This window comes from Streptomyces sp. ACA25 (assembly GCF_028200735.1).
GTDB lineage: Bacteria > Actinomycetota > Actinomycetes > Streptomycetales > Streptomycetaceae > Streptomyces.
In genome coordinates this window covers 378,756-399,320 of record NZ_JAQKPV010000002.1, presented here as the reverse complement: position 1 = coordinate 399,320, position 20,565 = coordinate 378,756, and the positions used below count along the sequence as shown (strand labels likewise).

Annotated in this window: 3 protein-coding genes; all 3 read left to right on the top strand. The window is 69.9% G+C overall.

Translation table 11 applies throughout. The annotated features are described in order from the left end of the window. The first annotated feature begins 13 nt into the window (after positions 1-13). From PJ985_RS05355 to PJ985_RS05345, 3 genes are read left to right on the top strand one after another with little or no spacing between them, the layout of a single operon-like run. Positions 14-7,786 carry a non-ribosomal peptide synthetase gene (locus PJ985_RS05355; protein ID WP_271682362.1) on the top strand — a complete coding sequence of 2,591 codons (7,773 nt, stop codon included), beginning with the start codon at positions 14-16 and terminating at the stop codon, positions 7,784-7,786. A gap of 11 nt (positions 7,787-7,797) precedes the next feature. Further along, the gene (locus PJ985_RS05350; RefSeq protein WP_271682361.1) at positions 7,798-15,561 is read left to right on the top strand and encodes a non-ribosomal peptide synthetase; all 7,764 of its coding nucleotides are present in this window, start codon (positions 7,798-7,800) and stop codon (positions 15,559-15,561) included. A 5-nt stretch (positions 15,562-15,566) separates the two neighbouring features. After that, positions 15,567-20,549, top strand: coding sequence for a non-ribosomal peptide synthetase (locus tag PJ985_RS05345; RefSeq protein ID WP_271682360.1), 4,983 nt, complete (start codon positions 15,567-15,569; stop codon positions 20,547-20,549). Positions 20,550-20,565: the final 16 nt, after the last annotated feature.

Below are 20,565 nucleotides of genomic sequence, written 5' to 3'. Positions count from 1 at the left end.
TTTTGGAGAAACAATGATTCCGTTGTCGTTCGCGCAGCGCCGGCTGTGGTTCGTGGACCAGTTCGAAGGCCCTTCACCGACCTACAACGGCGCATTCGCCCTGCGGCTGACCGGTGAACTGAACGTGCGCGCGCTGGAGTCGGCGTTCCGCGACGTCATCCGCAGGCACGAGGTCCTTCGCACGGTGATCGTCGAGGACGACGAGGGCGTCCCGCATCAGCGAGTGCTGCCCTCGGCGGAGCATCCGTTCGTCCTGTCGGTCGTCGAGGTCACGGAGGAGGAGGAGCGGGCGGCGGCAATCGACGAGGTGGCCACCGGGGCTTTCGACCTGGCCGCCGACGTGCCGATCCGCTCCAGGCTGGTGCGGTGCGGACCGCGCGAGCACACCCTCGTCGTTGTGGCGCACCATATCGCTGTGGACGGGGAGTCCTTCGGGCCGCTGTTCCGCGATCTCACCAGGGCCTACGCGGCCCGCACCGAGGGCAGAGCCCCGGCCTGGGAGCCGCTCCCGGTGCAGTACGCGGACTACACGCTGTGGCAGCGGGACGTGCTCGGTGACGAGTCCGATCCGGACAGCGTGTCAGCCAGGCAGCTGGAGTACTGGCGCGAGGCCTTGGCCGACCTCCCGCAGCCGCTGGCCATGCCGACGGATCGCCCGCGCCCGAGGGCGATGAGCCAGGACGGCGACCGGGTCCAGTTCTCGATCGCCCCGGACCTGCTCGGTGCCGTGGAGAAGCTGGCCGCAGAACAGGACACCACGGTGTCGATGGTCATGCACTCGGCGCTGGCGGTGCTCCTGCACCACCTCGGGTGCGGTGACGATGTGCCGATCGGCGCGCCGATCACGGACCGCACCGACGAGGAGCTGCGGGACCTCGTCGGGTTCTTCGTCAACACCTGGGTGCTGCGCGTCGACCTTTCCGGAAACCCGACCTTCCGCCAGCTGCTCCAGCGGGTGCGGGACCGTTCCCTCGCCGCGTACGACAACCAGGACATGCCGTTCGAGCGGCTGGTGGAGCTGCTGAACCCGGACCGCTCCACCGCCTACCACCCGTTCTTCCAGGTGATGCTCTCCTGGCAGCCGCCCGTACCGGGTCTGGACCTCCCCGGCCTCGACGTCCGGGCGGAGAGGCTCGAAACCGGGACAGCCAAGTTCGACCTCTTCTTCGACCTGCTGCCGGACGGCTCAGGCGGTGCTCAATGCCGCCTGGAATACGCCACTTACCTGTTCGACAGGGACACGGCGGAGGGCATCGCGGACCGGTTCGTCCGCGTGCTGAAGCGTCTCGTGGCTGACTCCGGACGCGGCATCGGCAGCATCGACGTGCTCGACGCGGCCGAACGGGACCGGGTGCTGACCCAGTTCAACGACACTGCCACAGCGCTGTCCGAGCTGACCGTTCCGGAACTGTTCGAACGCCAGGCCGCCAGGACGCCGGACGCGCCGGCGGTGGTGTGCGAGGACCGGACGCTGACGTACCGGGAGCTCGACGACCGGGCGAACAGCGTCGCGTGGGAGCTGGTCCGGCGTGGTGCCGGGCCGGAAGATCTGGTGGTCCTCGCGCTGCCGCGCACCGAGGGCCTGGTGGCCGGGCTGCTCGGGATCCTCAAGTCCGGTGCCGGGTACCTGCCGATGGACCCGCAGTATCTCGGCGGACGGGCTCAGAGTGTGCTGTCCGAAGCACGCCCGCGCTTCGTGGTCACCGACACCGCGACGCGGAAGGACCTTCCGCAGAACGACATGTCGAGCATCAACCTCGACCACCACGCGGAATGGGAGCCGGTCAAGGGGGCGCCGGCCGCCGCGGGCCGGATCGCGCCGCCCAGGCCGGACAACCTGGCGTACGTGATGTACACCTCCGGTTCCACGGGCAAGCCGAAGGGGGCGGCGATCACCCACCGCAACGTCGTCAACGGGGTGCAGGAACTGGTGCGTGTGCTCGACGCGCCCCCCGGGTGGCGGATGCTGGCCGGTACCTCGGTGAACTTCGACGTCTCGGTATTCGAGCTGCTGACCACACTGTCCACCGGCGGCATCGCCGAGGTGGTGCCGAGCGCACTGGCCCTCGCCGAGCGGGACGGCTGGGACGGTCACGTGATCAGCGCGGTTCCGTCCGTGCTCGGGGAACTGGTGGGCCACCTGGACAGGACGACGAACCTGCGCACCGTCGTGCTCGCGGGCGATGTGCTCCCCGCCCGACTGGTGCGGCAGGTGCGCGAAGCCCTGCCCGGTGTGCAGGTCGTGAACTCCTACGGGCAGAGCGAGAGCTTCTACGCCACCACCTTCTCCCTCGAACCGTTCGAGGAATGGGCGGAGAGCGACGTCTCGCCCATCGGTACCCCGCTGGGGAACATGCGTGCCTACGTCCTTGGTCCGGGACTCGCCCCGGTGCCGCAGGGCGTGGTCGGTGAGCTGTACGTGGTCGGTACCTGCCTGGGCCGTGGCTACCACGGCCGCCCGGGCATGACCGCCGAGCGCTACGTGGCCAACCCGTTCGGCCCCGCGGGCGAGCGGATGTACCGCACCGGTGACCTGGCCCGCTGGAACGCGCGTGGCGAACTGGAGTGCGTCGGCAGGGCCGACGGCCAGGTGAAAGTGCGCGGCTTCCGCATCGAAACCGCGGAGGTCGAAGCAGCGTGCACGCAACACCCCGGGATCAGCCAGGCGGTGGTGATCAGCCGGGAGATGCCCTCGGGCGGGCGGCGGCTCGTCGCGTACGTGGTGCACACCGGTGACGGAGCCGTCGGCGACGACGGCCTCGGCGGTATCGGCGATGTGGACGTGCTGGCCGGAGCCTCGGCCGCCGAACTGCGCAAGTTCGTCGCGGCCCGGCTGCCCGACTACATGGTGCCGTCGGCCTTCGTCGCCCTCGGCCGGCTGCCGCTCGGACCGACCGGCAAGCTGGACCGCTCAGCGCTGCCCGAGCCGGAGTTCGTGGGCGAGGCCTACCGGGAGCCGCGTACCGAGGCCGAGACGATCATCACCGCGGCGTACGCCGACGTGCTCGGCGTGGAGCGGGTCGGTGTCGACGACGACTTCTTCGCGGTGGGCGGGGACAGCCTGCGGTCGATCCAGGTGGTCGCGCGGGCCCGGGCCCGGGGCCTGAAGCTCACCACGCGGGAGATCTTCGAGGGCCGCACGGCCGCCCGCCTCGCCGAGGCGGCCTCCGCCCGCCAGGACCGGGTGCCGGCTCTCGCCGAGGACGACAGCGGTGGTGTCGGCCCGATGCCGTTGCAGCCGGTGGCCCGGCACGTGTTCGAGCACGGTGGCGGGACGGACCGGTTCGCGATGGCGATGGCACTGGAGCTCCCTGCGGGCATCGATGCCGACGGACTCGCCGCGACGCTGGACGCCGTGCTCGACAGGCACGACCTGCTGCGCGCTCAGCTGGTGCGCGGCGAGGAGCTCTCCCTCGTCGTCCGTCCGGCGGGCGCCGTACGGGCGGCGGACCTGATCCGCCGGGTTTCCTGCGACGGCCGGTGGGACGAGCCGTCCTCGCTGGAAGCGGCGAAGGCGGAGCTGGACGACGCGGTCGGGCGACTCGCCCCGGAAGCCGGGACCATGGTGGACTGCGTCTGGTTCGCAGCGGAGTCGGGGGCGGGCAGGCTGCTCGTGGTGCTGCACCACCTGGTGGTGGACGGTGTCTCCTGGCGCATCCTCATGTCGGACTTCGCCGAGGCGTGGCAGCAGGTCCGGTCCGGCAAGACGCCCGAGCTGCCCGCGGTCGGGACATCGGCCCGCCGCTGGGCGTCGGCGCTGCAGGCCGAGGCGCTGTCCCCGGAACGGGAAGCGGAACTGGCCTACTGGCGCGACACGCTCGAGGCGCCGAACCCCCCGGTGGGCAGGCGGGCGTTCGACCCGGCGGTCGATGTGATGTCCACGCTCGACACCGTGCGGGTGGAGCTGCCCGCCGAAGTCACCGAGGCGGTGCTGACCAAGCTTCCCGCGGCTTTCAAGGGCACCGGAACCGACGTGCTGCTCGCCGCGCTCGCCCTGGCGGTGAACCGGTGGCACGGTGCGGACCGCCCGACCCTGGTCCGGTTGGAGGGGCACGGCCGTGAGGAGGACGTCGTCCCCGGTGCCGACCTCTCCCGGACCGTCGGATGGTTCACCAGCATGTACCCGGCCCTGGTCGACGTGAGCGGGGTGGACCTGGCTGACGTGCTGGCAGGCCGCCCCGCGGCAGGGAGGGCGATCAAGCTGGTCAAGGAGCAGCTGCGCGGGGTCCCGGACAAGGGCCTGGGGTACGGGCTGCTGCGCCACCTGAACCCGGAGACCGCCGGGCAGCTCGCCGGGCTCCCGGTGCCGCAGATCGGGTTCAACTACCTCGGCCGGATCTCTGACACCGACGTGCCGGAGCACCTGCGCGCGGACGGTTGGGGGCCGGCTTCCTGGGCCACCGAGCTGATCCCGGCGCCCGATCCGGACCTCCCCGCGCTGTCCGCGCTCGAGGTGAACTCGGTCGCCACGGACACCGCCGACGGCACCCGGCTGCAGACGGCTTTCATGTTCCCCACCGGGGTGCTGTCCCGCGAGCGGACCTCCGAGCTGGCCGAGCTGTGGGTCGAGGTGCTGCACGGCATGGCCGCGCACGCCGCACGCCCGCAGACCGGCGGGCTCACGCCCTCGGACGCCCCGCTGGTCGCGGTGCGGCAGGACGAGATCGAGGCATGGGAGGCGCGCTACGGCCGGCTGACCGAGGTGTGGCCGCAGGCCCCGGGGCAGTCCGGCATTCAGTTCCAGGCGGCGCTCGCCGATGGCTCCTTCGACGTCTACCACATGCAGTTCGTGCTGCATCTGTCCGGGGAGGTGGACCCGGAGCGCATGCGGTCGGCCGGGCAGGCGCTCCTCGACCGTTACCCGAACCTGCGCTCCGCGTTCCTCACCGGTGCAGGCGGTGAGCCGGTGCAGGTGGTGGCGGAACACGTCACCGTCCCCTGGCGGCACATCGACCTGACCGGCCGGGACGAGGCCGAGCAGGACGCGGCGCTCGACAAGGCACTTGCCGAGGACCGGGCCGACCAGCTCGATCCCACCCGGCCGCCGTTGCTCCGCCTGGCGCTCCTCACCTGCGGTACGCAGCGGGCGAAACTCATCTTCACGGCGCATCACACGCTGTTCGACGGCTGGTCGTCGCCGCTGGTGATCACGGACCTGGTGCGACTGTACTCCGGGACCTGCGAGCTCTCCCCGGCCCGAAGCTACGGTGACTATCTGGCCTGGCTGGCCACGCAGGACCGGGAGGTGTCGGCCGCTCGCTGGAAAGCTGAACTCGCCGGATTCGACCAGCCGACCCTGGTGGCACCGGACGCTCCGGTCCAGGAGGCGGCGTCCGCCCTCGGGCGGGTCGAGGTACCGCTGTCGATCGACAAGGGACGTGAGCTCGCCCGGCGCGCCGCGGAACTCGGGGTCACCCTGAACACGCTCCTGCAGGGCGCGTGGGCGATCCTGCTCTCGAAGCTGACCGGCCGGCAGGACGTGGTGTTCGGCGCCGTCGTCAACGGTCGCCCGGCGGACGTGGCCGGTTCCGACGAGATGGTCGGTCTGTTCATCAACACCCTGCCGACCAGGGCTCTCTGCCGACCCGAGCACAGCATGGCCGACGTCATCACCACGCTGCAGGAGCGGCAGACCGCGCTGCTCGACCACCACTACTACGGGCTTGCCGACATCCAGCGCGGCGTCGGGCTGCCCGCCCTGTTCGACACGATCGTCGTGTTCGAGAACTACCCGATCGACCGCGAGGGCATGGTCGACGCGAACACCTCCGCCGGGTTCACCATTGACGCCATCCGGCCGTACGCGGGCTCGCACTACCCGCTCACCCTCAACGCCTCCGACCCCTACTTGCGGCTCTCTCTCGACTACCAGAACAACCTCTACGACCGTGAGACGGCTGAGGCGATCGCCGCCCGGCTCGTCCGGGTGCTCGAGCAGCTGCTCGCTGATCCGTTGGTGGCGGTTGGTGGGGTGGAGGTGTTGGCGGAGGATGAGTGGGAGTGGTTGGTGCGGGGGGTGAATGAGACGGCGTGTCCGGTGGGTGGGGGGACGTTGCCGGGTGTGTTCGAGGCTCAGGTGGAGCGGACGCCTGAGTGTGTTGCGGTGGTGGGTGAGCGGGAGAGTCTGTCGTACGGGGAGTTGAACCGGCGTGCGAACCGGTTGGCGCATTGGCTGGTCGAGCGGGGTGCGGGTCCTGAGCGGCTTGTCGCGGTGCGTGTGCCGCGGTCGGTTGAGTTGCTGGTGGCGGTTTATGCGGTGGTGAAGGCGGGTGCGGCGTATGTGCCGTTGGATACCGAGCTGCCTGAGGACCGGGTGCGGCATGTGCTGGAGTGTGCGGAGCCGTTGCTGGTGCTGGATGGGGTGCTTCCGGAGGTGTCCGGGTATCCGGAGACGAATCCGGAGCGTTCGCTGTCGCCGGACAATGCGGCGTATGTGATTTTCACGTCGGGTTCTACTGGTGGGCCGAAGGGTGTGCCGGTGGCGCACCGGTCGATCATGAATCGGTTGCGGTGGGGTCTGGAGCATTTCCGGGTGGGTGCGCAGGACCGGGTGTTGCTGAGTACGTCGGCGAGTTTCGATGTGTCGGTGCCTGAGTTGTTCGCTCCGTTGCAGGTGGGTGCGGGTGTGGTGGTGGCGCGTCCGGACGGGCGGCGGGATCCGGCGTATTTGGCGGGGTTGATACGGCGGGAGCGGGTGACCGGTGCGGACTTTGTGCCTTCTTTGCTGGAGGCGTTCATTGCTGAGCCGGCTGCGAAGGAGTGTGTGAGTCTGCGCTGGATCGAGGTCGCGGGTGAGGCGTTCCCGGCGGCGTTGGCCGGCAGGGTCACCGATGTGCTGCCCGGGTGTGAGGTGCACAACCTGTACGGGCCCACCGAGGCGTCGGTGGAGGTGACGGCGGCGCAGTACGTGCCGGGGGCGGATCGGCTGCCGATCGGCACGCCGATCTGGAACACGCAGGTGTATGTGCTGGACGCGGCGCTGCGTCCGGTCGCGCCCGGGGTCGCCGGTGAGTTGTATCTGGCCGGGGTGGGTCTGGCGCGGGGCTACCTGGGGCAGGCCGGGCTGACCGCGGAACGGTTCGTGGCCTGCCCGTACGGTGCTCCGGGGTCTCGGATGTACCGCACCGGGGACCTGGTGCGATGGGCCAGGGACGGCCAGATCGAGTACCTCGGCCGGACCGACTTCCAAGTCAAGATCCGCGGATTCCGCATCGAACTGGCCGAGGTGGAGTCGGTGCTGACCGCGCATCCGGATGTCGACAGCGCGGTGGTCGTGGTCCGCGAGGACCGCGCCGGTGACCAGCGGCTGGTCGCGTACGTCGTGCCGGGCAACGGCAAGGCGGAGGCGACCGAGCCGGACCTCAAGGCCCTGACGGATCTGGCCCGGGCGCATCTGCCGGAGTACATGGTCCCCTCGGCGATCGTGCCTCTCGCCGAGCTCCCCGCGACACCGAGCGGGAAGCTCGACCGCAATGCGCTCCCCGCACCGGACCACACCGAAGCCGCCACCGGACGAGGGCCGCGCGACCACAACGAGCAGGTCCTCTGCCGGATGTTCGCCGAGCTGCTCGGGGTGGAGGAACCCGGAATCGACATCGACTTCTTCGAGCACGGTGGGCATTCGCTGCTGGCCACCCGACTGATCGGCCGCATACGCAATGAGCTCAACGTCGACGTGAAGGTCACGACCGTGTTCCGCAATCCGACCGTCGCGCAGTTGGCGGCCCGGATCGAGAAGCTGGCCACCAAGTCGAGCCGCCCCCAGCTGCGACAGATGAACGTTTAGGAGTAGCAACGATGATCCCGTTGTCCTTCGCCCAGCGTCGGCTGTGGTTCCTCCACCGTCTGGAAGGCCCGTCCGCGACGTACAACATTCCGTTCGTGCTGCGTCTGGAGGGGCCGCTGGACACAGGTGCTCTGTCCGCGGCGGTGACGGATGTCGTCACCCGGCACGAGAGCCTGCGCACCCTGGTGGTCGAGAACGCGGACGGTACGCCGGAGCAGCAGGTCCTGCCGCCGGAGGACGCGGCCCTCCCCTTCGGGGTGGTCGACGTCGCCGCGGACGCGGTGGATGCCGCACTGGGCGAGGTGGTGTGCGAGGGGTTCGACCTGGAAGCCGAGCTCCCCTTGCGGACCACCGTGTTCCGCGTCTCCCCACAGGAGCACGTGCTGGTGTTCGTGTTCCATCACATCGCGGCGGACGGTGCGTCGATGGCGCCGTTCATGCGGGATCTGCTGACGGCGTACGTGGCTCGCCACCAGGGGCGTGCGCCTGAGTGGACGCCCCTGGCGGTGCAGTACAAGGACTACACGGTGTGGCAGCGGCAGCTGCTGGGTGACGAGGAGGACCCGGAGAGCATCGTTGCGGAGCAACTGGACTACTGGCGCAAGGAGCTGGCCGGAGTGCCGCAGCCGGTGCAGTTGCCGCTCGACCGGCCACGGCCCACGGCGGCCGGCCACCGCGGCGGCCATGTCGACTTCGAGCTGGACCGGGAACTGCTCGCCGGAATCGGCAAGCTGGCCGCAGACCACGGTGCCACAGCGCCGATGGTCGCGCAGGCCGCGCTCGCCGCGCTCCTGCACCACCTCGGCGCCGGCAACGACCTGACGATCGGGAGCCCGATCGAGGGGCGCGCCGATGAGCAGCTCGAGGACCTGGTCGGGTTCTTCGCCAACACCTGGGTGCTGCGCGCCGACCTGTCGGGAAACCCGTCGTTCGGCGACCTGCTGGAGCGGGTGCGCGAGAGGGCTCTTGCCGCTTACGACAATCAGGATGTTCCGTTCGAGCGATTGGTGGAGCTGCTCGGACCGGACCGCACCACCTCCTACCAGCCGCTGTTCCAGGTGATGCTGGCCTGGCAGTTCGCGTGGTCGGAGATCGAGATACCGGGTCTGCGGGTCTCCTTTGTCCCGGCGGGCACCGGTACCGCGAAGTTCGACCTGTTCTTCAACATCGTCCCCGACCCGTCCGGGCATGCCTACGGGAGGCTTGAGTACGCGACGGAGCTGTTCGAGCACGCCACGGCCGAGAGTCTCGTCGACCGCTTCGTGCGGCTGCTGCGGCAGGTGGTGGCCGATCCCGGGGTACGGCTCGGTGGGGTGGACGTGCTCACCGTTTCGGAGCGGGACCGGCTGGCAGAGCTGAACGAGACGACGGTCCCGGTACGGGCCGCGACGGTGCCGGAGCTGGTCGCCGCCCAGGTGACGCGGACGCCGGATGCGACAGCGGTGACGTGCGGGCAAACCACCTTGTCCTACGCAGAGCTGGACGCCCGGTCCGACCGGCTGGCCGCGGTGTTGCGCGAACACGGGGTCGGTCCGGACGTACTGGTGGCGGTGGCTCTGCCGCGATCGGCGGACTTGGTGATCGCACTCCTGGCCGTACTCAAGGCCGACGGCGCCTACCTGCCGATCGATCCCGACTACCCGTCCGCGCGAGTCGGCCTCCTGCTCCGTACCGCCGATCCGGCACTGGTACTGATCGATCACGAAACGGCGGGGACAGCGGCACTGTGCCGGCAGCCGGTGCTTCACCTGGGCGACCTGGACCTCGACGGCCCCGTTCTCGACGCCCCGGATACCGGAGTCGGTCCGGACAATCTGGCCTATGTGATGTTCACTTCCGGATCGACCGGCACTCCCAAGGGTGTGGCCATCACCCACGCCAGCGTGGTCAACGGCGTGCGGGACCTGAGCCGGGCAGCGCGTGTCGATGCGGGATCCCGGATGCTCGCCGCGACCTCGGTGAACTTCGATGTCTCCGTATTCGAGATATTCACCGCGCTCGCTGCCGGGGCGAGTGTCGAGATCGTTCGTGACGTGCTGGAACTCGCCGAACGCCGCAGCTGGTCGGGTACCACGATCAGTGCTGTGCCGACGGTGTTCTCCGCGCTGCTGGACCAGATCGTCACCGAGGACGCGGGCAGCCTCGAGCTCGATGTGGAGACCGTGATCTTCGCCGGTGAGGCACTCTCGGCCGATCTGGTCCGCAAGGTTCGTGACGCCTTGCCCGGGGTTCGCGTCATCAACGCCTATGGGCAGACGGAGAGCTTCTACGCTTCCACGTTCACCCTGCCGCAGCAGTGGGCCGAAGGCGGGGCGATACCGGTCGGAAGGCCGCTGGCGAACATGCGCGCCTACATCCTCGGGCCGGAGCTGACGCCGGTGGCGCCGGGTGTGGTCGGTGAACTGTACGTCGCCGGTCTGCTGGCCCGCGGCTATCACCGGAGCGGTGGCGCTACCGCGGAGCGATTTGTCGCCTGCCCCTTCGGTCCCGCCGGTGCGCGGATGTACCGCACCGGTGACCTGGCGCATTGGGACGAGAACGGGCAACTGAGGTACACGGGACGTGCCGACTCCCAGGTGAAGGTCAACGGCATCCGTATCGACCCGACCGAGATCGAGGCGGTCGTCGCCCAGCATCCCGCGGTCAGCCAGGCGGTGGTCACGCTCTGCGAGGATCAGGCCGGCAGGCCACGGCTCGTGGGCCATGTGGTGCCTGTGGACGGCCGTACCGGAGAAGGCGATGCCAGTGTCCCGGTGCCGGATCTCCGGCGCTTCGTGGCCGAGCGGTTGCCGGACTACATGGTGCCCGCCCAGCTCGTGGTGCTTGACCGGCTGCCGTTGACCGCGAACGGGAAGCTGGACCGGGCCGCGCTGCCGGAGCCGGAGTTCACCGATGCCGCGTACCGCGCGCCGCGCAGCGAGGCGGAGCGGGTGCTGGCCGAGGTGTACGCCGATGTGCTCGACACCCAGCAGGCGGGCATCGACGACGACTTCTTCGCCAGTGGCGGGGACAGCATTCGGTCGATCCAAGTGGTCGCGCGGGCCAAGTCGCGCGGTGTCGCGGTCACGACGCGGGAGGTCTTCGAGCACCGTACGGTCGCCCGGCTCGCGGAGCTGGTCGAGGGCCGGGCCGAGAAGGAGCGGGTGTCCCTGGCCGAGCTGCCGGGAGGCGGCGTCGGCTGGGCGCCACTGACGCCGACCGCCGCGCACGTGCTCGCCCTGGGGGGCGGCATCGGCCGGTTCTGCATGTCCGGGATGCTGACCCTGCCCCGGGACATCGACCGTGCGGGTCTGGTCGCGACGCTGCAGACGCTGCTTGACAGGCACGACGTGCTGCGTGCCCGGCTCGACCGGGCTCATCCGGGCCTGCGGGTGGGGCCGGTGGGCAGCGTGGACGCCGACACGCTGGTGCGCGAAGCCGCCTACGGTGAAGCCGATGTGCAGGCCGAGCTGGATGCGGCTGCGGACCGCCTGGATCCGGACGCGGGCGTGATGGCGCAGTTCGTGTGGCTGACCTCCCCCGCGGAGGGGGACCGGTTGCTGATCGTGTTGCACCACCTGGTCGTCGACGGAGTGTCGTGGCGGATCCTGGTCCCGGACCTGGTGTCCGCCTGGCAGCGGGTCAGAGGCGGCAGCCGCAGCCCGCAACCGGCGAGGACGGGCACGTCGTTGCGGCGGTGGGCGCATGCCCTCGCCGACGAGGCGGCCACTCCCGAGCGGGTGGCGGAACTCCCCGTGTGGCAGGAGATCCTGGCCGGGGACGAGCCGGTGCTCGGGGCGCGGGAGCTGGACCTGACGTGTGATGTCGCGGCCACCGTTGACACGGTCCGCGTCCAGGTGCCGGCGGACGTCACGGAAACGCTGCTGAACACGGTGCCCGCCGTGTTCCGTGGAGGGGGCGACGACGGGCTGCTGGCCGGGCTCGCGCTGGCGCTGGCACGCTGGCGCGAGAAGCGGGGCGACATCGCCCCCTCCACTCTCATCCGGCGTGAAGGACATGGCCGCGAAGAGCACCTGGTGCCCGGCGCGGACCTGTCCGGCACGGTCGGGTGGCTCACCGCGATGTACCCGGTGCGCTTGGACGTATCGGGCATCGACGTGGCGGACGCGTTCGCCGGCGGCAAGGCCGCCGGGAAGGCGATCAAGGCCGTCAAGGAGCAGCTGCGGGCAGTCCCCGACGAGGGCATGGGTTATGGCCTGCTGCGCCACCTCAACCCGCAGACCTCCGCAGCCCTGACCGGGCAGCGGGAACCGCAGATCGGGTTCAACTACCTCGGCAAGTCCTCCGGCGCCGACATCCCCGAGGAACTGCGGGGGCTGGGCTGGGCACCGGACACCACGCACCGGGACCTGGTCGCCGCGCCGGATCAGGACATGCCGGTGCTGTCGGCTCTGGAGATCAACGCGGTGGCCACCCGTACGGCCGACGGGGAGGAGCTGACCGCCTACTTCGGCTTTCCCACCGGCGTCCTCTCCCGGGAGGAGGTGACCGAGCTGGCCGGACTGTGGGTCGACGCGCTGACCGCCCTGGCCCGGCACACCACCGGCCCTGACGCCGGCGGGCTGACTCCCGGCGACGCGCCCCTGGTCGACGTGGACCAGGAGGAGATCGATGCATGGGAGGCCCGCTTCGGCAAGCTGGCCGAGGTATGGCCGACCACCCCTGCGCAGTCCGGGATCCTCTTCCAAGCGATGCTTGCCGGGGCGTCGTTCGACCCCTACCACATACAGCTGGTGTTCCACCTGTCCGGCGAGGTCGACCCGAAACGGATGTCCCGGGCCGGGCAGGCGCTCCTCGACCGTTACCCCAGCCTCCGCGCCGCGTTCGTCGACCGGGCGGACGGTGATCTCGTGCAGGTCGTGCCGGAGGCGCTGACCCTGCCGTGGCAGTACCTCGACCTGACCGCCACCGGCGAGGCGGAAGCGACGTTCGAGCGCTTCCTTCAGCAGGACCGGACGACCTACTTCGACGCGGACGCCCCGCCACTGATGCGGCTGGCACTCGCCGTTCTCGGACCCGACCGGACCGAGCTCGTGCTGACCGCCCACCATGCGCTCTACGACGGCTGGTCCACGCCCCTGCTCATGCAGGACCTGCTTCTGCTCTACGCCTCCGACGGCGACCCGGCCGGTCTGCCCGGCCCCCGTGACTACGGCGACTTCCTCTCCTGGCTCAGCCGGCAGGACCAGGACGAGGCGGCACGTGCGTGGGCGGCCGAACTCGAAGGGGTCGAGGAACCGACCCTGCTCGCACCCGACTCAGCGAGCGCGGACGACGGTGGCCGCGACCAGGTCGACATCGCGCTCCCGCTCGACGAGGCGCGCGAACTCGTCCGGCGGGCGTCCGAACTGGGCGTCACCGTCAACTCCCTGGTCCAAGGCGCCTGGGCGCTGCTGCTCGGCCAGCTGACCGGTCGCCAGGACGTGGTGTTCGGCACCACCGTCTCGGGCCGCCCGCCTGCGGTGACGGGGGTCGAGTCGATGGTGGGCATGTTCATCAACACCCTTCCCGTACGCGTTGCGTACGCGCCCGGTGACACCCTCGCCGAGGTTCTGACCCGGCTTCAGAGCCGGCAGGCCGGCCTGGTGGAGCACCACTACTACGGGCTCGCGGAGATCCAACAGGCCGTCGGTGTGCGGTCTCTCTTCGACACGCTGGTCGTCTTCGAGTCGTACCCGGTCGACCGGAAGGGTCTGGGCGCGGCCAGCGATGCCGCGGACGGAATCGCTTTCACCGGCCTCCGCCCGTTCGCGGGCAACCACTACGCACTGTGTCTGACGGCGGCGGCCGACCCGCACCTCCAACTCGCCATTCAGTACGCGCCGGGTGTCTTCGACCGGGACACGGTGGTGACGTACGCGGCCCGCCTTGTCCGCTTCCTGAAGCAACTGGCGGTCACCCCCGAGCTCAAGGTCGCGCAGGCCGACTCCCTGGAGCCGGCCGAACGCGAGCTGCTGGCCCGGTTGGACGAGACGGTCGGCGCGGCCCGGGACGTCACGATCACCGAGCTCGTCGAGGCACAGGTGGTGCGGACCCCCGACGCGGTCGCCGTGGTCGCCGGGGGCGAGTCACTCACGTACGCCCAGCTGAACGCCCGCGCCGATCGGCTCGCGGCCGAGCTGGCGGGGCACGGGGTCGGCCCGGAGACAGTGGTGTGTCTGCTCCTGCCACGCACCGTGAACATGGTGGTGGCCATCCTGGCTGTGCTCAAGGCGGGCGGGGCCTATCTGCCCGTCGACCCCGCCTACGCCGCTTCCCGCCTTCCGCAGGTCCTCCCCGGGGCCCGGCCCCATCTGCTCCTCGCCGACGCCGACACCCGCACGCTCGTCCCCGCCACGGACATCCCCGTTCTTCTCCTCGACGACATCGATCTCCAGACCACGGCTCGGGTCGCCACGGGCGCCGCGGAAACCGCGTCACGTCCGACGGCCCGCCCCGGGAACCTCGCCTACGTCCTCTACACCTCCGGTTCCACCGGCGTGCCCAAGGGCGTGGGCGTCACCCAGGCCACCGTCGTCAACGCTGTGGACGCCCTGGTCGCGCATGCGGGAATGGAATCGGGCCGGCGGGTGCTGGTCGCCGCCTCGTTCGGCTTCGACGTCGCCACCTTCGAGACGTTCGCCGCGCTCACCACGGGTGGCACCGCCGAAATCGTGCGCGACGTGCTGGAGCTGGCCGAACGCGACACCTGGGACGTCGACGTCATCTGCTCGGTGCCGTCGGCCTTCGCCGAGCTCGTCGACCAGCTCGCCGGCCGCATCAGGCCCACGGCGCTGAACATCTCCGGCGAGGTGCTGACCCCGGTCCTGGCGGAGCGGGTGCGCACGCGCTGGCCCGAAGCCCGTGTCATCAACAGCTACGGCCCCAGCGAGACCTTCTACGCCACCGGCCACCTCCTGGACCCCGACGACCCCTACGCCACCGGGGTGCCCATCGGCCGCCCCTTTCCCGGCGTACGCGCCTACGTCCTCAGCCCCGGCCTGGCGCTGCTGCCCCCGGACACACCGGGCGAGCTCTACCTGGCCGGCGCCGGACGCGGCTACCACCGTCAGCCCGGCATGACCGCCGACCGCTTCGTCCCTGACCCCTACGGGCCTCCCGGCTCCCGGATGTACCGCACCGGCGACCTCGCCCGCATCACTCCCGACGGTGAGCTGCACCACCTGGGCCGCATCGACACCCAGGTCAAGATCCGTGGCTACCGCGTCGAACCCGGCGAAGTCGAAGCCGCCCTGACGGCCCATCCCCACATCGCGCAGGCCGCCGTGGTGACCCGCCGAACCGGCGACACCACCCCCTGCCTGGCCGCCTACTTCGTCCCTGCCCCCGGCGACCCCGTCCCGGACCCGGCTGCTCTGCACGAGTACCTGAGCGAGCGGCTGCCCGACTACATGGTCCCCGCCGCCTGCGTACCGGTCGACCGGCTGCCCCTGTCCCCCAACGGCAAGCTCGACCTCAAGGCCCTGCCTGCCCCTGACCTCACCACCAGAACGCCCTTCCGGGCGCCCCGCACCGCTCGCGAGAAGGCCCTGGCAAAGCTGTTCGCCGAGGTGCTCGGCCTGGAGAGGGTCGGCATCGACGACGGCTTCTTCGAGCTCGGAGGGCACTCTCTGCTCGCCACCCGGCTGATCACCCGGGCCCGCGCAGAGATGCGGACAGAGATTCCCATCCGCAAGCTCTTCGACCTGCCGACGGTGGCCGCGCTCGCCGCGTGGTCGGAGGAATCCGCAGTTCCCCTTCGGCCCAGTCTCCGCAAGATGATCGTAGAGGAGTAACGCCAGTGCTTCCGCTCTCGTTCGCACAACGCCGTATGTGGCTCACGCACCAACTGGAGGACGGGGCAGAGACCTACAACATTTCCCCGGCGTTCCGACTGACAGGGCCACTGGACCGGGCCGCCCTCGTCGCGGCGATCCGCGACCTGGTCGACCGGCACGAGATCTTGCGCACCGCGTACGTGACGGACGACGACGACGAGCCGCACCAGCGGATCCTGCCGTCGGCGGAGGTGGTGCTGCAGGTGCCGGTGGTCGACGTGGCGCCCGAGGACCTCTCCGGCGCGGTCGACGAGTTCATCGCGCACCGGTTCGACCTGGCGGCCGGCATTCCGATCCGGGCGCGCCTGTTCCGCTGTGCGCCCGAGGAACACGTCCTGGTCCTGCTCATCCACCACATCGCCGCGGACGGCGTCTCGGGAGGGCCGCTGGCCCGGGACCTGACCGCCGCTTACACCGCCCGGCGGAACGGTGCGGCACCGGCCTGGGCGCCGTTGCCCGTGCAGTACAAGGACTACGCGATGTGGCAGCGCGAGTTGCTCGGCGACGTGGCCGATCCTGGCAGCCTGGCCGCGGCACAGGCCGACTACTGGCGCGCGGAGCTGGCCGGGGTACCGCAGCCGTTGAACCTTCCGCTGGACCGCCCGCGGCCACCGGAGAGAAGTTCGCAGGGCGACTCGGTCGACGTTGTCGTGGAACCGGAGGTGGCGGCCGGGCTGCAGAAGCTGGCCGACGAGCGCGGAATGACCATGTCGATGGTCCTGCAAGCCGCGCTGGGGGTGCTTCTCCGCAAGCTGGGCGGCGGGGACGATGTGACGATCGGCACTCCGATCGCCGGGCGGACCGACGAGGCGCTGGCCGATATGGTCGGGTTCTTCGTCAACACCCAGGTACTGCGGGTCGAGCTCTCCGGCAACCCGTCGTTCGTGGACCTGCTCGCCCGGGTGCGGGACAAGGCGCTGGCAGCCTACGAGCACCAGGACGTGCCGTTCGAGATGCTGGTCGAGTTGATCAACCCCGAACGCTCCACGGCGTACCAGCCGCTGTTCCAGGTGATGTTCGCCTGGCAGAACTTCGAGAAGCAGAACTTCGAACTACCCGGGCTGAAAGTGGAGTTCGAGCAGTTCCTCACACAGACTTCGCTGGCCGATCTGTTCTTGAGCATTGCCATGGACGACTCCGGCGCACTGCGGGGCGACCTCATGTACGCGACCCAGCTGTTCGACCGTGAGACGGCTGAGGCGATCGCCCGTCAGTTCGCGCGTGTTCTGGAACAGGTGGTCGCTGATCCGTTGGTGGCGGTTGGTGGGGTGGAGGTGTTGGCGGAGGATGAGTGGGAGTGGTTGGTGCGGGGGGTGAATGAGACGGCGTGTCCGGTGGGTGGGGGGACGTTGCCGGGTGTGTTCGAGGCTCAGGTGGAGCGGACGCCTGAGTGTGTTGCGGTGGTGGGTGAGCGGGAGAGTCTGTCGTACGGGGAGTTGAACCGGCGTGCGAACCGGTTGGCGCATTGGCTGGTCGAGCGGGGTGCGGGTCCTGAGCGGCTTGTCGCGGTGCGTGTGCCGCGGTCGGTTGAGTTGCTGGTGGCGGTTTATGCGGTGGTGAAGGCGGGTGCGGCGTATGTGCCGTTGGATACCGAGCTGCCTGAGGACCGGGTGCGGCATGTGCTGGAGTGTGCGGAGCCGTTGCTGGTGCTGGATGGGGTGCTTCCGGAGGTGTCCGGGTATCCGGAGACGAATCCGGAGCGTTCGCTGTCGCCGGACAATGCGGCGTATGTGATTTTCACGTCGGGTTCTACTGGTGGGCCGAAGGGTGTGCCGGTGGCGCACCGGTCGATCATGAATCGGTTGCGGTGGGGTCTGGAGCATTTCCGGGTGGGTGCGCAGGACCGGGTGTTGCTGAGTACGTCGGCGAGTTTCGATGTGTCGGTGCCTGAGTTGTTCGCTCCGTTGCAGGTGGGTGCGGGTGTGGTGGTGGCGCGTCCGGACGGGCGGCGGGATCCGGCGTATTTGGCGGGGTTGATACGGCGGGAGCGGGTGACCGGTGCGGACTTTGTGCCTTCTTTGCTGGAGGCGTTCATTGCTGAGCCGGCTGCGAAGGAGTGTGTGAGTCTGCGCTGGATCGAGGTCGCGGGTGAGGCGTTCCCGGCGGCGTTGGCCGGCAGGGTCACGGATGTGCTGCCCGGGTGTGAGGTGCACAACCTGTACGGGCCCACCGAGGCGTCGGTGGAGGTGACGGCGGCGCAGTACGTGCCGGGGGCGGATCGGCTGCCGATCGGCACGCCGATCTGGAACACGCAGGTGTATGTGCTGGACGCGGCGCTGCGTCCGGTCGCGCCCGGGGTCGCTGGTGAGTTGTATCTGGCCGGGGTGGGTCTGGCGCGGGGCTACCTGGGGCAGGCCGGGCTGACCGCGGAACGGTTCGTGGCCTGCCCGTACGGTGCTCCGGGGTCTCGGATGTACCGCACCGGGGACCTGGTGCGATGGGCCAGGGACGGCCAGATCGAGTACCTCGGCCGGACCGACTTCCAAGTCAAGATCCGCGGATTCCGCATCGAACTGGGTGACATCGAGCATGTGCTGACCGGACATCCCGGTGTAGCACAGGCGGCTGTGGTGGCCCGCAAGGACCAGAAGGGCGAGCAGCGCCTCGTGGCATACGTCGTACCTGACCCGGACGCCGCGGTGACCGATGCCGACGCACAGGTGGATGAGTGGCGTCACGTCTACGACGAGAGCTATGCCGACTCCGGCGACGCGGCCTGGGGCGAGGACTTCGGGCTGTGGAACTCGGTGTACGACGGTCGGCCGATTCCGCTTGAGCAGATGCGGGAGTGGCGGGACGCGGCGGTGGCACAGGTGCTGCGCTTCGCACCCCGGCGGGTGCTGGAGATCGGCGCGGGTTCCGGCCTGCTCCTCGCCAAGATCATCGGCGATGTCGACGCGTACTGGGGCACTGACATCTCGCCCACGGTCGTGGACCGCGTCCGGGCCCAGGCCGAGCAGGCAGGCCATGGCGACCGGGTCCGGCTCAGCGCCCAGGCGGCCGACGACATCTCCGGGCTGCCCAAGGGCGGGTTCGACACCGTGGTCATCAACTCGGTGGCGCAGTACTTCCCGAGCGTCGAGTACCTGGACCGGGTGCTGCACGGACTCATGGAACTCCTCGCGCCGGGGGGCCGGCTGATCGTCGGTGACGTCCGCAACGCCGCTACGCTCCGTCTTCTGACGACCGCGGCGAAGCGGACGGCGCAGCCCCACGCCTCGCACGAGGAGGTGCGGGCACTGGTGGAGCAGGCGCTCCTTGCCGAGCGGGAGCTCGTGGTCGCCCCGGAATGGTTCGCTCAGTGGGCGGCGGACCGTTCCGTCGGAGTCGACATCCGGCTGAAGCCGGGCCAGGCGCACAACGAGCTGACCCGGCACCGCTACGAGGTCGTGCTGCACAAGGAGCCGGCCGACGTGCTCGACCTGACCGGTGTGCCCACGGTGCCGTGGGGCCGGGAGGTGTCCGACCTGGCCGGCCTGGGCAGCTGCGCGGAGCGGGCGGGCGGCCCCGTGCGGGTGAGCGGGATACCCAACGCGCGGCTGGTGGACGAGGCCGCCGCGGCTGTCTCCGCCGGTGTCCTGAGCGCGGACGCCCCCGTCGGCAGACCGGTCGATCCGGAGGACCTCGCCGCATGGGCGCGGCAGCAGGGCCGGGACGTGGTCCTCACCTGGTCGGGCCGGGCCGTTCACAGCTTCGACGCGGTGCTGCTGCCCGAGGGGCGGTCCGTCTCCGGAGGATTCGTTCCCGGCGGTGCGGACGAGAGGACCTGGGCGAACGCCCCCGCTCTCGCCAAGGCAATCGGTCCGCTGCTGGCCGAGCTGCCCGAGTACCTGCGCAAGAGCCTCCCGGACTACATGGTCCCGGCCGCGGTGGTGCCGCTCTCGGAGATTCCGCTGAATCCGGCCGGCAAGCTCGACCGGGGAGCGCTGCCGTCGGAGCACGCGACCATCGTGAGCAGCGGAGAGCCGCGCAACTCCCACGAAGAGAAGCTGTGTGCCTTCTTCTGCGATCTGCTCGGCCTGGAGCGGGTCGGCATCGACGACAACTTCTTCGTCCTCGGCGGGCACTCGCTCCTGGCCACCCGGCTCAGCGCCCGCATCCGCAAGCAGTTCGGCGTCGACATGCCCCTGAAGACGATCATCCAGTACCCCACGGTGGCCGAGTTGGCCGCGCTGGTGCTCATCGGCGGCGTACCCGGTGAAGAAGCCGGTTCGTTCGAGGTCGTGCTGCCGTTGAACAGGGATCCCGGTACGGGAAAACCACCGGTGTGGTTCTTCCACGGAGGGGGTGGCCTCGGCTGGGCGTACTTCACCTTCGTTCCGTACGTGCCGGACCGGCCGGCCTACGCCTTGCAGTCCCGCGGCTCCAACGGCACGGACCCGCTGATGGGGTCGGTGCAGGAGATGATCGACGACTACGTCGATCAGATCCTGGAGACCCAGCCGGAAGGGCCCTTCCACCTGGTCGGCTGGTCCTACGGCGGCCCGCTGGCGCACGCCGCCGCGGAGGTACTGGACCGGCGTGGGCACGAGGTCGCCCTCGTGGCCGTCCTCGACGCCCAACCGGCGACCTCCCATCCGGAAAGCGGGTTCAAGCAAGTCTCCGGCAGGACGCCGGACCTTTACCGGGCCGACGTCGAGGAAATCTTCGGCCAGTTCATGAGCACCGAGAACATGGACAGCTTTCTGAGCAACATGTCGAAGGTGGGAGCCAACAACCTCAACAAGATGGGTGACTTCGAATCACCGGTCTACCGCGGAGACCTGCTGTACTTCAACGCCAAATTGGACAAGACCGAGGAGGTGTCGTCGTGGGGGCCCGACTGGCGACCTTACGTCCTCGGTTCCATCGAGGAGTACGGGGTGGACGCCACGCACCACGACCTGCACATGCCCAAGCCCGCAGGCCGCATCATGGAGATCATCGCACGCAAGCTGGCGCAGTGATGGGCCGGCTTCCTCG